This window comes from Streptomyces sp. NPDC054770 (assembly GCF_053611985.1).
Genome location: NZ_JBSHBL010000085.1, coordinates 1 through 14,826 on the forward strand (window position 1 = coordinate 1; position 14,826 = coordinate 14,826).

14 protein-coding genes are annotated in these 14,826 nt (G+C 69.7%); 10 read left to right on the plus strand and 4 right to left on the minus strand.

Annotated elements, in window-relative coordinates; all coding sequences use genetic code 11:
• Positions 1–240: 240 nt before the first annotated feature.
• The 5 genes from ACWGKQ_RS43270 to ACWGKQ_RS43290 all read left to right on the plus strand — a co-directional run bounded on the left by ACWGKQ_RS43270 (position 241) and on the right by ACWGKQ_RS43290 (position 2,867).
• Positions 241–858 carry a hypothetical protein gene (locus ACWGKQ_RS43270; protein WP_453297583.1) on the plus strand — a complete coding sequence of 206 codons (618 nt, stop codon included), beginning with the start codon at positions 241–243 and terminating at the stop codon, positions 856–858.
• Positions 859–952: 94 nt separating this feature from the next.
• The gene (locus tag ACWGKQ_RS43275) at positions 953–1,138 is read left to right on the plus strand and encodes a hypothetical protein (RefSeq protein WP_453297549.1); all 186 of its coding nucleotides are present in this window, start codon (positions 953–955) and stop codon (positions 1,136–1,138) included.
• 146 nt (positions 1,139–1,284) lie between these two features.
• Complete coding sequence (locus tag ACWGKQ_RS43280) at positions 1,285–1,689, plus strand: BlaI/MecI/CopY family transcriptional regulator (protein WP_453297584.1); 405 nt, start codon at positions 1,285–1,287, stop codon at positions 1,687–1,689.
• A gap of 9 nt (positions 1,690–1,698) precedes the next feature.
• A complete protein-coding gene (locus tag ACWGKQ_RS43285; protein WP_453297550.1) occupies positions 1,699–2,232 on the plus strand; it encodes an amino-acid N-acetyltransferase in 534 nt (177 codons plus the stop codon).
• 299 nt (positions 2,233–2,531) lie between these two features.
• Positions 2,532–2,867: a histone-like nucleoid-structuring protein Lsr2 gene (locus ACWGKQ_RS43290; protein WP_189263133.1), complete on the plus strand. Its 336-nt coding sequence runs from the start codon at positions 2,532–2,534 to the stop codon at positions 2,865–2,867.
• On the opposite strand, the gene ACWGKQ_RS43295 is transcribed toward ACWGKQ_RS43290, so the two are convergent.
• Positions 2,846–3,532, minus strand: coding sequence for an SCO3374 family protein (locus ACWGKQ_RS43295; protein ID WP_453297551.1), 687 nt, complete (start codon positions 3,530–3,532; stop codon positions 2,846–2,848). The genes ACWGKQ_RS43290 and ACWGKQ_RS43295 overlap by 22 nt on opposite strands.
• Before the next feature lie 429 nt (positions 3,533–3,961).
• Between ACWGKQ_RS43295 and ACWGKQ_RS43300 the strand changes: the two genes are divergently transcribed.
• Positions 3,962–6,487, plus strand: coding sequence for an ATP-dependent Clp protease ATP-binding subunit (locus ACWGKQ_RS43300; protein WP_384048837.1), 2,526 nt, complete (start codon positions 3,962–3,964; stop codon positions 6,485–6,487).
• 75 nt (positions 6,488–6,562) lie between these two features.
• Here ACWGKQ_RS43300 and ACWGKQ_RS43305 read toward each other — a convergent pair whose 3' ends face one another.
• Both ACWGKQ_RS43305 and ACWGKQ_RS43310 read right to left on the minus strand, forming a co-directional pair.
• Entirely contained in the window at positions 6,563–7,165 is a 603-nt protein-coding gene (locus tag ACWGKQ_RS43305; RefSeq protein ID WP_453297552.1) for an HAD family acid phosphatase, read from the minus strand.
• A gap of 109 nt (positions 7,166–7,274) precedes the next feature.
• Positions 7,275–10,391, minus strand: coding sequence for an NACHT domain-containing protein (locus tag ACWGKQ_RS43310; RefSeq protein ID WP_453297553.1), 3,117 nt, complete (start codon positions 10,389–10,391; stop codon positions 7,275–7,277).
• A 381-nt stretch (positions 10,392–10,772) separates the two neighbouring features.
• Between ACWGKQ_RS43310 and ACWGKQ_RS43315 the strand changes: the two genes are divergently transcribed.
• The gene (locus ACWGKQ_RS43315) at positions 10,773–11,324 is read left to right on the plus strand and encodes a M23 family metallopeptidase (RefSeq protein ID WP_453297554.1); all 552 of its coding nucleotides are present in this window, start codon (positions 10,773–10,775) and stop codon (positions 11,322–11,324) included.
• A gap of 63 nt (positions 11,325–11,387) precedes the next feature.
• Here ACWGKQ_RS43315 and ACWGKQ_RS43320 read toward each other — a convergent pair whose 3' ends face one another.
• Positions 11,388–11,984, minus strand: coding sequence for a TetR/AcrR family transcriptional regulator (locus tag ACWGKQ_RS43320; protein WP_453297555.1), 597 nt, complete (start codon positions 11,982–11,984; stop codon positions 11,388–11,390).
• Positions 11,985–12,132: 148 nt separating this feature from the next.
• On the opposite strand from ACWGKQ_RS43320, the gene ACWGKQ_RS43325 reads away from it, so the two are divergent.
• The 3 genes from ACWGKQ_RS43325 to ACWGKQ_RS43335 all read left to right on the plus strand — a co-directional run bounded on the left by ACWGKQ_RS43325 (position 12,133) and on the right by ACWGKQ_RS43335 (position 14,825).
• Positions 12,133–13,776: an MDR family MFS transporter gene (locus ACWGKQ_RS43325; protein ID WP_453297556.1), complete on the plus strand. Its 1,644-nt coding sequence runs from the start codon at positions 12,133–12,135 to the stop codon at positions 13,774–13,776.
• A gap of 105 nt (positions 13,777–13,881) precedes the next feature.
• Positions 13,882–14,397, plus strand: coding sequence for a helix-turn-helix transcriptional regulator (locus ACWGKQ_RS43330; RefSeq protein ID WP_453297557.1), 516 nt, complete (start codon positions 13,882–13,884; stop codon positions 14,395–14,397).
• Entirely contained in the window at positions 14,394–14,825 is a 432-nt protein-coding gene (locus tag ACWGKQ_RS43335) for a VOC family protein (protein ID WP_453297558.1), read from the plus strand. The genes ACWGKQ_RS43330 and ACWGKQ_RS43335 overlap by 4 nt, the downstream gene beginning before the upstream one ends.
• Position 14,826 lies beyond the last annotated feature (1 nt).

Below are 14,826 nucleotides of genomic sequence, written 5' to 3' on the forward strand. Positions count from 1 at the left end.
TCCTCAAACGCCGGACGGGCTGGTGGTGGCTGTCCTCCTCAAACGCCGGACGGGCTGGGTGGTGGCTGTCGTCCTCGAATGCCGGACGGGCTGGGTTGCGGCTGAGGTCGGGTTGAGGTTGAGGTCGGGTTGCGGCTGAGCGGGTGGCCGGTGGGCGCCACGCCATGCCCCCTATGTCGAGTTTGTCTGATTTACGCGTATCTTCGGTTCATGCCCACGCCATACGGATCCCGCGGCGGCATGGCCTTCGGTGCGGAGGAGCTGCGTGTGCTCCGCCGTGCTCTCGCCCTCGCCCTTCACCCCGGTCCCGTCTCCGCCGATGACGTCAGGGACTGTCACCGACTCGCCGAGTCGCTCGACGAGGCGATGTGCGAGGGGGCCCGGCTGCGTGCCTTCCTGGTGGCGGACCTGGCTCGGTACCGCGCCGCCCTGCCGGGGGCCGTCGCCGGCTACCTCGCCCTCCTGGAGGAGGCGCTGGGTGCCGGGCACCGGCCCACCCCGGACGACCTGGCCGCGCTGCGGGCGCTGCGGGGGAACGCCGGCGCCGCCGCTCTGCTCGGCCGCTGCCAGGACCTCGCCGAGCACGATGTGCGGGCCAGGCTGGCCCAGGGGGCCCGTACTGTGCCGGCGCCTGCCGTTCCGGTCTCCAGGGTCCGGCTGACGGCCCTGCCGGGCGGCGTGGCCAAGGAGCCGGAGAAGAAGCCCAAGGAGGAGCCCGCCGAACGGCCCGCCCCGCAGCCCGCGGCTCCCGAGCCCGACACGCCGAAGCGGCCCATTCCCACCCCGGGCGAGGTCTTTCCCCGGCGCCGGCCCGCCGCGCCGCCGGCCGGGCCCCCGCAGCAGCTCGCCGCCGGCTGAGCGGCCGCCCCGGAAAGCGGCAGCTGGCGGGGCCCGGGAGCCGGTTCGCCCACCCCGCCCCTTTCGCCCGGTCCGCCGTGGCTACTCTGGACGCATGGATTACGTCGCCGCGCTGGTACCTCCGGTCGTCATGGCCGTCTTCTTCATCGGCCTGGTCCGGGTGATCGTGAAGACCCAGGGCGGGGCCGCCAAGGCCAAGGAGGACGCCGCCGTCGACGCCGCCCTCGCGCACGCGGAGAGCACCCGCCGGGCCGCCGTCACCAAGGCCGACGGCGTCTGAGCCACGCGGCGGCCACGTTTTCCGGGTCGTACGCCCTTTTTGTTCGCCTTTGCTGGCGAAAGTGCACGTCCGGCACGCGATTGGCGAGATCTCCCACTATTGTCTGAGCTGTGCCTCGCCCATTGGGAGAACTCGAAGACGCGGTCATGACGCGGGTGTGGAAGTGGAACCGCCCGGTGACCGTTCGAGAAGTCCTGGAAGACCTTCAGCGGGAACGGTCCATCGCGTACACCACGGTGATGACCGTTTTGGACAATCTCCATCAGAAGGGCTGGGTCCGGCGGGAGGCCGAAGGACGCGCCTATCGATATGAGGCCGTCTCCACCCGGGCCGCCTACGCCGCCGCCCTGATGAACGACGCCTGGTCGCAGAGTGACAACCCGGCCGCCGCACTCGTCGCCTTCTTCGGGATGATGAGCGACGAACAGCGGCAGGCCCTGCGGGACGCCGTACGCATCGTGCAGGGCCCGGATAGCCGGGAAGAGAGGGAAGACCGGGAAGCTCTGCAAGAGGAGAACCCCGGCTCGGTGGCGGACACCGGCGGGCGATAGCGTCCGCTCATGTCAGCGATGCGCCCCGAAGTCACCGCAAAAGCCATCACCGTCCGGCGGGCCCGGACCAGCGATGTCCCGGCCGTGCGCCGCCTCCTCGACGTGTACGTTCGCGACCGCATCCTGCTCGACAAAGCCATGGTGACGCTTTACGAGGACATCCAGGAGTTCTGGGTCGCCGAACGCGACGACAACGCCGAGGTGGTCGGCTGCGGCGCACTGCACGTGATGTGGGAAGACCTCGCGGAAGTGCGCACTCTCGCGGTGAACCGGGGCCTCAAGGGCGCCGGTGTCGGTCATCAGTTGCTGGAGAAGTTGCTGGAGACCGCGCGTTGGCTTGGTGTTCGCCGCGTTTTCTGTCTGACCTTCGAAGTCGAGTTCTTCGGGAAGCACGGCTTCGTGGAGATCGGCGAGACACCCGTGGACACCGATGTCTACGCGGAGCTGCTGCGTTCCTATGACGAGGGCGTCGCGGAGTTCCTCGGACTCGAACGAGTGAAACCGAACACCTTGGGCAACAGCCGGATGCTTCTGCATCTGTGATCGCCAAGAGGGATCGCGGCGGACAAGGGTCGACAAGGATCGACAAGGGTCATCGGGGCAGAGATGGGCGGGAGATCGGGCCGCTATTCCGGGCGGCCCGCCTTGCCCAGGTGCCCTATGTCCGAAACGCGCATGTTTCCGGGCGGGAGCAGGCCCCTCGGTCTCTCCCAGGGGTTTGTGTTTTTCCCGCAAAAGCGGTTTGCTTTCCGACGTAGTGCAGTACTGCATATAACAGGGGGCGGCGAAACGGCGGGCGCCGCAGACCCCCGGCCCTGAAGTTATCGATGAAAGGAAATCCGGTGGCACAGAAGGTTCAGGTCCTTCTTGTCGACGACCTCGACGGCGGCGAGGCGGACGAGACCGTGACGTTCGCGTTGGACGGCAAGACGTACGAGATCGACCTCACGACCGCCAATGCGGACAAGCTGCGCGGCCTTCTCGACGCCTATGTCAAGGGCGGCCGGCGTACCGGTGGCCGTGCTTCGGGCGGGCGTGGAAAGGCCCGTGCGGCTTCCGGCGGCAGCCAGGACACCGCGCAGATTCGCGCGTGGGCCAAGGAGAACGGTTACGAGGTCAACGACCGCGGCCGTGTTCCCGCGACCATTCGCCAGGCCTACGAGGACGCCAACGCCTGACTGTTCTCCGGCCCGTGGCCCGCGCGCCGCAGCCGGATGCGGTGGCACTCCGTGGCCACCGTGTTCACCAGTCGTACGAGATCGGGGGCGTTTCCGACGCCCCCCATGGCCGACAGTGTCGGCAGCGAGGCCTCGACCTCGCACCCCGACTCGGGGGGCCGCAACCAGACGGCGGCCCCCTGTACGGGCCCGGCCGGCCCGTCGGCGGGCACGGAAGGCGGCCGGCCCCCGGTGGCCGCCGGTTCCGGCCGCCCCGGAGCGTCCAGTGCGCCCCCGGCGCCCAGCGCCCGCAGATCGAGGGTGAGCGCCGGTGCGCCCCACTCCAGCCACTCCAGCAGCCCGGGAAGCTCCTCCGCGCTGCCCGCGGCCACCAGCAGCCGCATCCGGCCGCCCTGAAGGGCCACCGGAGAGCCCGGCGCCAGCCGCCCGAGCGCCCGCGCCCCCGCCCGCGCCGGCACCTCCAGCACGTCGAAACGCACGCCTGTGACCAGCCGCAGCGGCTCTCCGGGCGCCGCGGGCACCGTTGGCCATCCCAGATCGTTCTCGTACCAGTGCCGGAGCCGGCCAGGCTGCCGGGCGTCCGGCACGACGGAACCGGAACCGGAATGGATCGGACGACGGGGGTGAGGAACCGTGGAAGCGGCCAGAGGCGCTGTGCCAGCCATGCACGTGAAACCGTCCGGAGGCCATCCGAGTTACGCTGAGTGTGCGTACGACTGCGCAAAGTCCCCGATGAGGGGGTGTGCGGGGGTCCGGAAAGACGCAAGGTTGTTCGCCCGTAGCGGAGGAACCGGGGGCCCACGGCATGGACTGTCAGTAGCAGCGGGTAAGACATCCCTAGTGGGAGGGGGCGACACGCAGGCGAGGCCGTCTCACGTTCGCCATCGGCGTACTGACGGAAGGGGTAACTGCCTGGCCTGCGGGAACATCGTCTCGCACCATCGGGTTGGAGCAGATGTCGGCGTTCGGGGTCAGGAGGCCATCGACGGTGTCGGCAGTTGGAATGAGCGGTCCCCGCTTGCGGGACTAAGCTGCGGAAGGACAGGGAGGGGAAGTTCCCCCCACTGCCTGACCGCTCTGAGGAGCGATTAACGATGTTCGAGAGGTTCACCGACCGCGCGCGGCGGGTTGTCGTCCTGGCTCAGGAAGAAGCCCGGATGCTCAACCACAACTACATCGGCACCGAGCACATCCTCCTGGGCCTGATCCACGAGGGTGAGGGTGTCGCCGCCAAGGCCCTTGAGAGCCTCGGGATTTCGCTCGAGGCGGTCCGCCAGCAGGTGGAGGAGATCATCGGGCAGGGGCAGCAGGCCCCGTCCGGGCACATCCCCTTCACCCCCCGTGCCAAGAAGGTCCTGGAGCTGTCGCTCCGCGAGGCTCTTCAGCTGGGCCACAACTACATCGGCACGGAGCACATCCTGCTCGGCCTGATCCGTGAGGGCGAGGGCGTCGCCGCCCAGGTCCTGGTCAAGCTGGGCGCTGATCTCAACCGAGTGCGGCAGCAGGTGATCCAGCTGCTCTCCGGTTACCAGGGCAAGGAGACCGCCACCGCCGGCGGCCCTGCCGAGGGCACCCCCTCGACGTCCCTGGTCCTCGACCAGTTCGGCCGGAACCTCACCCAGGCCGCTCGTGAGTCCAAGCTCGACCCGGTCATCGGGCGCGAGAAGGAGATCGAGCGGGTCATGCAGGTGCTGTCCCGCCGTACCAAGAACAACCCGGTCCTGATCGGTGAGCCCGGCGTCGGCAAGACCGCCGTCGTCGAGGGCCTCGCCCAGGCCATCGTCAAGGGCGAGGTGCCCGAGACCCTCAAGGACAAGCACCTCTACACCCTGGACCTCGGCGCCCTGGTCGCCGGCTCCCGCTACCGCGGTGACTTCGAGGAGCGCCTGAAGAAGGTGCTCAAGGAGATCCGCACCCGCGGCGACATCATCCTGTTCATCGACGAGCTGCACACGCTGGTCGGTGCGGGTGCCGCCGAGGGCGCCATCGACGCCGCTTCGATCCTGAAGCCGATGCTGGCCCGCGGTGAGCTGCAGACCATCGGTGCCACCACCCTGGACGAGTACCGCAAGCACCTGGAGAAGGACGCGGCCCTCGAGCGCCGCTTCCAGCCCATCCAGGTCGCCGAGCCGTCCCTGCCGCACACGATCGAGATCCTCAAGGGTCTGCGTGACCGGTACGAGGCCCACCACCGGGTCTCCATCACGGACGAGGCACTGGTCCAGGCGGCCACCCTGGCCGACCGCTACATCTCGGACCGCTTCCTGCCGGACAAGGCGATCGACCTGATCGACGAGGCCGGTTCCCGGATGCGCATCCGCCGGATGACCGCGCCGCCGGACCTGCGCGAGTTCGACGAGAAGATCGCCGCCGTCCGCCGGGACAAGGAGTCCGCGATCGACTCGCAGGACTTCGAGAAGGCCGCCTCCCTCCGCGACAAGGAGAAGCAGCTCCTGGCCGCCAAGGCCAAGCGGGAGAAGGAGTGGAAGGCCGGCGACATGGACGTCGTCGCCGAGGTCGACGGCGAGCTGATCGCCGAGGTCCTCGCCACGGCCACCGGCATCCCGGTCTTCAAGCTGACCGAGGAGGAGTCCTCCCGCCTGCTGCGCATGGAGGACGAGCTCCACAAGCGGGTCATCGGCCAGGTCGACGCCGTCAAGGCGCTGTCGAAGGCGATCCGCCGTACGCGTGCCGGTCTGAAGGACCCGAAGCGCCCCGGTGGCTCGTTCATCTTCGCCGGCCCGTCCGGTGTCGGTAAGACCGAGCTGTCCAAGGCCCTCGCCGAGTTCCTCTTCGGTGACGAGGACGCGCTGATCTCCCTCGACATGTCGGAGTTCAGCGAGAAGCACACGGTGTCGCGGCTCTTCGGTTCGCCCCCCGGCTACGTGGGCTACGAAGAGGGCGGCCAGCTGACCGAGAAGGTCCGCCGCAAGCCGTTCTCCGTCGTCCTCTTCGACGAGGTGGAGAAGGCCCACCCGGACATCTTCAACAGCCTGCTGCAGATCCTGGAGGACGGTCGCCTGACCGACTCCCAGGGCCGGGTCGTGGACTTCAAGAACACGGTCATCATCATGACGACCAACCTCGGCACCCGGGACATCTCCAAGGGCTTCAACCTGGGCTTCGCGGCCACGGGTGACACGAAGTCCAACTACGAGCGCATGAAGAACAAGGTCCAGGACGAGCTCAAGCAGCACTTCCGGCCCGAGTTCCTCAACCGCGTCGACGACGTGGTCGTCTTCCCGCAGCTGACGCAGGAGGACATCCTGCGGATCGTCGACCTCATGGTCGGCAAGGTGGACGAGCGCCTCAAGGACCGGGACATGGGCATCGAGCTCTCCCAGTCCGCCAAGGAGCTGCTGTCCAAGAAGGGCTACGACCCGGTGCTGGGCGCGCGTCCGCTGCGTCGCACGATCCAGCGCGAGATCGAGGACACGCTCTCGGAGAAGATCCTCTTCGGCGAGCTGCGCCCCGGTCACATCGTGGTCGTCGACACGGAGGGCGAGGGCGAGACCGCGACCTTCACCTTCCGCGGCGAGGAGAAGTCGGCACTGCCCGACGTCCCGCCGATCGAGCAGGCGGCCGGCGGAGCCGGTCCGAACCTGAGCAAGGAGGCGTAGCCCTTCGGGGTGAGCCGAAGACAGGGGCCGGTGCTTTGCGAAGCACCGGCCCCTGTTGCGTGCCCTCGCGTCGTGTTACGACAACTGGCCGTTGTAGTCCGGCAGCTTGAACGTGCTGTCGGCGTGGCCGCCCGAGAGGTCGGTGGCGCTGTTGCCGATGTTCGCGATGATGTCGTAGCCCTTGTTCTCGATGTCGACGCGCTGGGCGGTCTTGTAGGCGGCGACGTCCTTGAACAGGTCGAGGAAGCCGCGGACGTAGAGGCCGGAGACCTGGTAGCCGTCGTGTTCGAGGTTGTACTCGGTGGGCAGGTAGATGATCCCGGGGCGGGCCGTGACGAAGAACAGGGCGACGCCGTGCTCCTGGGCGTACCTGGCCACGTTCAGGACCGGCTTGTTGGCAGGCTGGGGGTAGCTGAAGCCGAAGTCGGTCTCCAGCGTGGTGTTGTCGATGTCGAAGACGATCGCCTGCTTCTCGCCCGGCCGGGCGGCGGCGATGCGCTGCTTCAGGTAGGGCAGGGCCTGGTCCATCACGGACTGGCAGTCCTGCTGCCAGGTGGCGTAGTCGACCGTGGTGGAGCCGCTCTCCGTCGCGGCCTGGGCCGGCGCGGCCATCCCGGCGAGGGCGGCCACGGAGACGGCGGTGACGGATATGCGGCGGGTCCAGGTGCCTGTGGTCATCGGTGGGGGTGTCCTCTCACGTCCATGGCTGTCAGGGGCATGGTGAGTGGGGCAGGTGGCGCGAGGGGAACCGTAGGGTTACCGATGGGTAGGTGACCAGAGACGTGCGTCACACAACGCCGTGGATTTTCTGGACGTCGGGGGTGACCGGGAGCTGGGCACCGATGTGCTCCGGCAGGTCGGTGAGGCCCGAGGACAGGACCACGGTCACCCTGCGCAGGCTGGGGAAGAAGGTGCGGATCTCCGAGAGGTCCTCCGCGCCCGTGAGGTTGTTCAGACGCAGGCCGGTGATGCCGCGAAGGCGCGGCCCGCGCCAGCCGACGGCCTGCCAGTTGATGCGCAGCTCGTACAGCGCGGGGAGGCGTGCGATCTCCTCGTAGTCCTCGGGGGAGAGTTTGTCGGACAGGTTGGCGAGGCTGAGCTGTCGCAGGGACGGGAAGCGGCGCAGACCGCGCAGGCCGGTGTGCTGGAGCGCCCGCTTGGTGAAGCGCAGGTAGCGCAGCGGGAGGGCGGGAAGGGCCTCGTCGAGCGAGCCGGCCGTCAGCGTCACCCCGAGGTCGAGCTGGTCCAGGGTCTGCGAGCCGGAGAGCGCGTGCAGGGCGTGCGGCTCTTCCAGCCCGGCGACTAGGTCCATCGACAGCCAGGACAGCGGCAGGGCGGCGAGCGGGGCGAGCCCGTTCACGACGCGGCATCTGCTGAAGTCCAGGGAGGTCAGCCCGTGGAGGTGGGAAAGGCAGGTCAGATCGCGAATGAGCGCGTTGTCTCTGATGATCAGTTTGGTCACCGTGCCCGGGTCGAGCGCGGCCGGGTCGATGTCACCGACGAGCTGCACCTTCCGCCTGCCGCCGAGTTCGCGCAGGATGCGCAGGTGTTCCGCCGAGTGCGCGGTGAAGAAGAGGTCTTCCCTCCGGAGTTGGGCGACGACCTGCTCGGCGTAGCGGCGGGCGGGGAACCGGTGCCAGGTCCAGGTGAGCTGGGCGCGCACGCTCAGCGCCGGGTGGGACCCGAACCTGGCCAGCACCGGCAGCGCCGCGTCCGTGCCGATCAGCGACGCGGTGACGACGACCGCCCGGGCCTCCGCCTCACTGAGCCCCTCCGGCCCGGGCAGCAGCTCCAGGGCGAGCGGACCGGCCTCGGCGAGCGCGCGGGCCTCCTCGGTGGTGCGCGGCGGGATCAGCTCGGCCGCGTTGCGCTCCACGGCCTCCCGCACCGCGGGATCGAGTTCCGTCGCGTGCTCCAGGCAGGCCAGGGCGAGGAGCCGTACCCGGGTGGCGGCCGGTCCGGTCAGCCGTGCGGCCGAGTCGGTCAGGTCCCGTAGCAGTTCGGCCCGTTCCTGGGGGCGGGCGTGGGCCACGGCCATGCGGACGACGTCCGCCCACTGCTCGTCCGGCGCGCCCCGCACCAGCAGGCCGAAGTCGCCGTCCTCCACCGCCGCCTTCGCGCCCAGGTAGTCCTGGAAGGTGCGGTGCACGAACTCCACGGTGCCCACGGCCGGTTCGCGGAGCAGGCCGCTGCGCAGCAGCAGGTGGGCCAGGACCGCAGGGGCGTCCCCCTGGGCCGCCGCGGCCGGCAGGGACGGCAGGACGTCGGCGACGATGCGCTCCGCGCGCTCGCGGTCGAGCTCCGACTGGTTGTTGCGGATCAGCCAGTAGGCCAGCCGCTGCAGGATCTGGACCTGGGGGCGCTCGCCCAGCCGGATGCCCGGGGAGCCGTCGCGGAACATGTCCCGTTCCTCGTCCCGGCGGGTGAGCAGCATCGACAGGGCCGCGTCGTACAGGTCCTGGCGGCCGTGCGGGAGGTAGCCGCGGCGGTCCCGGTGCAGGGCGCAGATCAGCCCGCACATCAGCGGGTTGGTGGCCAGGCGGCCGAGGTCCGGCTTGGTCCGCACGGCATCGAGCAGGGAGCGTTCGTAGGCGTCGAGGCGTTCGAGGTCGGCGGTGGCGCCGACGCGGGCGGCCGTGTGCCAGCGTGCGATGAACGCGGTGGTCTCGTCCTGTCCCATCGGCGTGAGCGCGAGTTCGGTGAACCCGTCGGCGGCCAGCCAGTCCTCGCGCACGGCGGACGGGCGGGAGGTGACCAGCCACTGGTTGCCGGGGTAGGTGTCCAGCAGTTCACGCAGCCAGCGGCGGGTGCGTTCGCGCTCGCGCGGCGGGATCTCGTCGAGGCCGTCGACCAGGAGCAGTCCGCGGCGGGCGGCGAGTACCCGGTCCGCCCAGCCGGCCGGCTGGTTGGCGTGGAAGGGGACGCGTACGGCGGTCAGGAACGCGTCGGGCGCCGGGAGGCCCTCGGGACGGCGGACGAGGGTGCGCAGCGGGAGGACGAACGGGATGCGGTCACCGCGTTCGCCGCGGGCCGCCGTGACCGCGAGCCACTGCACGAGGGTGGTCTTGCCCGAGCCCGCCACCCCGCGCAGCAGCACCCGGTCGTGGTCGGCCAGGGCCTGGTCGGCCGGCTGGGTCCGGGCGGCCACCGGGGCTCCGCGGGGGTCCGCCGGTTCGGAGTCCTCGGCGGGGTCCAGCGCCCGGAGGCTGAGATAGGCGGTGTCGAGGGGCCAGCGGTCCGGGGAGTCGGCCAGGTCGATGCCGTAGATGGTGAGCCTGCCGTGCCGGGTGGGGACGTGGGCGAGGTAGCGGCGCTCGAAGGCCGGGTCCGGGCCGTCGGCGGGCGGGGTCCGGGCGATCAGCTCGTCCATCTTCGCGATCAGCTCGGACTGGCGCCGGGTCTGTTCGACCAGCGTGCGGGCCACAAAGGTGGAGCGCCGGCTGAAGAAGTCGAGGATGTGCAGGCAGGCGGCTTCGGTGAGCGAGTCGAGGAAGAGGGCCGCGTCGGCGGAGAGGCCGGACTCCGGAGCCCGGCGCCGCAGCTCGCGGGCCAGCTCCCGATGGCCCAGCCGTACGGCCTGTACGTCGTCCATGTCGAGGTCGCCCAGGCCGAGCAGCCGGTCGGCGAGGGCGAATGCGAGGGCTTCCTCCTCGTCCGGCGGGCAGGGGCGTTCTCCGGCAAAGGTGCCGGGTGAGCCGAGGGCCCGCTCCACCAGCCGGTGTGCGAGCCGGCCCAGCTCCGGGTCGGCCAGCGTCCGCCGCTCGCCCCGGAAGGACACCAGAGCCGACACCCGGACGGGCCGGTCCACCAGTCCGGCGCCCGGACCGTCCTGCACGAACAGCTTCCTGATCAGCGGGCCCATCAGGCTCGACGCCAGCTTCGTGCCCAGTGCCGCCGGATCCATCCCCGCCCACCCCCGTAGTCGCGCGAACGCTGGTCAGCGTAGTGGCCGTCACTTTTCGGCGGGAGCGGATCACGGGGGCCGGTGACATACCGCACGGGCGAAATGCCCCCTACTAGGGGAGATAGTGGGGTGCCTTGCGCGGGCGGGCGGCCCTTTGCCCCGGCGTTACGTTGCGAGGCGCCGACGTCGGGGCGGGCCTTCCCGGTCGGGTCGGTTCTGTCAAGAAAGGGTCAATTTTCGCTGCGGATACTACGGGATGTCGTAGAAGCGCGGCTTGAGCGGTTTCCGTCCTCCGGGTTACCAAGGGATGCCCCGTTCGGTGGCCGGACGTGTGAGCCGGTGGCCGGAGGGGGGTCCTGTTGTCTACCCCACGAGGTTCCGATGTCCCTGCGCGCCGCTCTCCGTGCCCCCCGTACGTCCTCGCTCCGCAGGCGGGCCGCCGTTCTGGCCGCCGGTGTCGGGGTCACGGCCGTGGTGGGGTCGGGGGTCGCGTCGGCCGCCACCTCCAGTGCCGCCGCCTGGATCGACCCGGTGAAGAAGTACACGCTCTCCGCGAGCTTCGCCCAGTCCGGCAGCCTGTGGAGCGCCAAGCACAGCGGGCAGGACTTCGCCGTGCCGACCGGCACCGAGGTCGTCGCGGCGCACGGCGGCACCGTCGTCAAGGCCGGCGGCAACGGCGCCGGTGACGGTCCCGCGTACGGCAACGCCATCGTCGTCAAGCACGGCAACGGCCAGTACTCGCAGTACGCGCACCTGTCCCGGGTCGACGTCAGGGCCGGGCAGATCGTCAGGACCGGCCAGCACCTCGGCCTCTCCGGCAGCACCGGCAACTCCACCGGGCCGCACCTGCACTTCGAGATCCGTACGACCCCGAACTACGGCTCCGCGGTCGACCCGGTCGCCTTTCTGCGCGCCAAGGGCGTGATCGTCTAAGACGGGCCGCCCGCCGGAGGCGTTCCGCCCGCCGTCGCACCGCCGCACCGCCGCGCCCGGAACCTACGCCGGGTGCGTGCCCCGGTGGGCCTGGGTCACCAGGTCCACGGCGACCTCCAGGACCGCTTCGCGCTTCTTCTGGGGGTCGCCCTCGATGTCCTGCATCACGAACATGCCGGCATGCAGCGTGAAGAGCGCGCTGATGCAGCGGACCTGGTCGGTCAGGGCCGCGTCCGGGTCGATGATGATGTTCCGCAGGCCGCGCATCCGGTCCTTGAAGGTGTCGCCGATCCGCAGCTCCCGGACCGTCGCCTGGTTCTCCTGCATGAACCGGAACAGCGGTTCGGCCTCCGCGAGCGCGTGGTGGTAGCGCCGGATGATCTCCTGCTTGGTCTCCAGGGTGTGCGGCTGGCCCTTGCCCCACTCGATCAGGTCCTGGATGGGCTGCGTCAGATCCTCGAAGACGCTGACCAGGATCTCTTCCTTGGTCTTGAAGTGGTAGTACAGGGCCGCCTTGGTCACGTCGAGGCGCTCGGCGATCTCCCGCAGGGAGGTCTTCTCGTAGCCCTGCTCGGCGAAGAGTTCGAGCGCGACGTCCTGGATGCGCTGGCGGGTGTTCCCGCGGCGCTGCTGCTTGGTGCCGTCCATGGTGACGCTCATCCTCTAACTCCTCGGACTCCCGCGAAAACTTGCTTGCCGCCCGGCTAGTAAACTTACTTGACGCCCGGCTAGCAACGGGTCTAACTTCCCAGTGTAGTGAACTAGCCGGGCGGCAAGTAAGTAGCTGTCGCCAGGGGGAGTGGGAGAGATGGCGGACACCCAGGCGGCCAGCACCGGCCAGAAGACACCTGAGGCAGCAGAGGCACCGGAAGCGGTCGGGCAGCCGCAGGATCAGCTGCAGGACCAGCCGCAGGAACAGCCGGCGAAAGAACCGAAGAGCGTACGGGTCGTGATCCTCGCGCTCATGGTCGCGATGATGCTCGCGATGCTCGACAACATGATCGTGGGCACGGCGATGCCGACGATCGTGGGCGAGCTGGGCGGCCTGGAACATCTGTCGTGGGTCGTGACCGCGTACACCCTCGCGACCGCGGCGGCCACCCCGCTCTGGGGCAAGCTCGGCGACATGTACGGGCGCAAGGGCGCCTTCATGACCTCCATAGTCATCTTCCTGATCGGCTCCGCGCTCAGCGGCATGGCCCAGGACATGGGCCAGCTGATCGGGTTCCGGGCCGTCCAGGGCCTCGGCGCCGGCGGTCTGATGGTCGGCGTCATGGCGATCATCGGTGACCTCGTGCCGCCCCGCGAGCGCGGCAAGTACCAGGGCATGATGGCCGGCGTGATGGCGCTCGCCATGATCGGCGGCCCGCTGGTCGGCGGCACCATCACCGACAACTGGGGCTGGCGCTGGGCCTTCTACATCAACCTGCCGCTCGGCGTGGTCGCGCTGGCCGCCATCAGCGCCGTACTGCACCTGCCGAAGAAGCGGAACAAGACGCGCATCGACTACCTGGGCGCCGGTCTGCTGACTCTCGGCATCACCTCGATCGTGCTGGTCACCACCTGGGGCGGCTCCCAGTACGCCTGGACGTCCGCGCGGATCATGGAACTGATCGCCATCGGCGTCGTCGCACTGATCGGCTTCGTCTTCTGGCAGACCAAGGCCGCCGAGCCGGTCCTGCCGCTGCACATCTTCCGCAGCCGCAACTTCACCCTGATGTCGATCATCGGCTTCATCGTGGGCTTCGTGATGTTCGGCGCCACCCTGTTCCTGCCGCTCTACCAGCAGTCCGTGCAGGGCGCCTCCGCGACCAACTCCGGTCTGCTGCTGCTCCCGATGCTCGGCGCGATGCTGGTCACCTCGATGGTCGCCGGGCGGGTCACCACCAGCACCGGCCGCTACAAGATCTTCCCTCTCGTGGGCGGTGTGCTGCTGACCGTCGGCCTGTACCTGCTGTCCACCATGGACACGGACACCACCCGGTTCACCTCCGGTGTGTACATGGCCGTCGTCGGCCTCGGCATGGGCTGCCTGATGCAGATCACCATGCTGGTCGCGCAGAACAGCGTGGAGATGAAGGACATGGGCGTCGCGTCCTCGTCCACCACCCTGTTCCGTACCCTCGGCTCCTCCTTCGGTGTCGCCATCATGGGCGCGCTCTTCAACGACCGGGTCAAGAACGTCATGGCCGAGCGGGCCGGCTCGCTGGGCTCCAAGGTCACCGAGCAGTCGGCGCAGCTGGACGCGAAGAGCCTGGCGAAGCTGCCGGCGGTGGCGCGCGAGGCGTACCAGCACGCGGTGTCGGCCGGTACCCACTCGGCGTTCCTGCTCGGTGCCGCGATCGCGGTGCTGGTGCTGTTCGCGGCCGTGTTCGTGAAGGAGGTCCCGCTGCGGGGCGGGCCGCAGAAGGCGGACGAGGCGGCACCGATGCCGGCGGTCGAGGCCATCTGAGCGAGGTTCCGGCGGGCGACGCCGGCTGAGCGACATGCGTGCGGGGGTTCCCGGGGTCACCGCCCCGGGAACCCCCGCTTCGCCGTTCAGGGCCGTGGGCCGAAGATGGACGGCGTGGACAAACTGCGGCAGCTACGCCTCGCCAAGGACGCCATGGACCGGGACTGGGCCGACCCGGCCCTGGACCTCGACGCGGTCGCCGCGCACGCCGGGTACTCGCGCTACCACTTCCTCCGCGCCTTCAAGGAGGCGTACGGCGAGACACCCGGCCAGTACCTGACGCACCGCAGGATCGAGCGGGCGGAGGAGATGCTGCGCGGCGCCGACCTGACCGTCACCGAGATCTGCCACCTGGTCGGCTTCAGCAGCCTCGGCACCTTCTCGGCGCGGTTCAAGGCCCGTACCGGGCTCAGCCCCACCGAGTACCGCACCGAGCACGTCGGCCGCGGCGCCTCCCTCATCCCCGGCTGCTACGCCCTGCTCTGGGCCGGCGGGTTCCCGGGCAGAAGCGCAACTTCCGAGAAGCGCGGCCCGGACCCGGCTGCCTACCGTGACGGACAGGAACAGCGACAGCGACCGTCCGGCGGCACCGCCCGGACAGGCAGGAGAGCGGAGCCATGATCCAGGGCCTGGCCATCACCACCGTGTGGACCTTCGACCAGCAGCGCACCAAGGCCTTCTTCACCGAGAAGCTCGGCTTCGAACTGCGCGACGACATCGCGATGGGCGACCTGCGCTGGGTCACCGTCGGCGCCAAGGGCCAGCCCGGTGTCGAACTCGCCCTGATGCGCCTGGACGGGCCGGGCCTCGACCCCGAGTCCGCCGAGGCGCTGCGCAAGCTGGTCGCCAAGGGGGTGATGGGGGCCGGCGCGTTCCGCACGGACGACTGCCGCGGCGACTACGAGACGTTCCGGGCGCGGGGCGTCGAGTTCGTCCAGGAGCCCAAGGAACGGCCGTACGGCATCGAGGCGATCTTCCGGGACGACAACGGCAACTGGTACTCGCTGACCGAGCGCAGCGAAGAGCTCGACTTCTCCAAGGAGTTCTGAG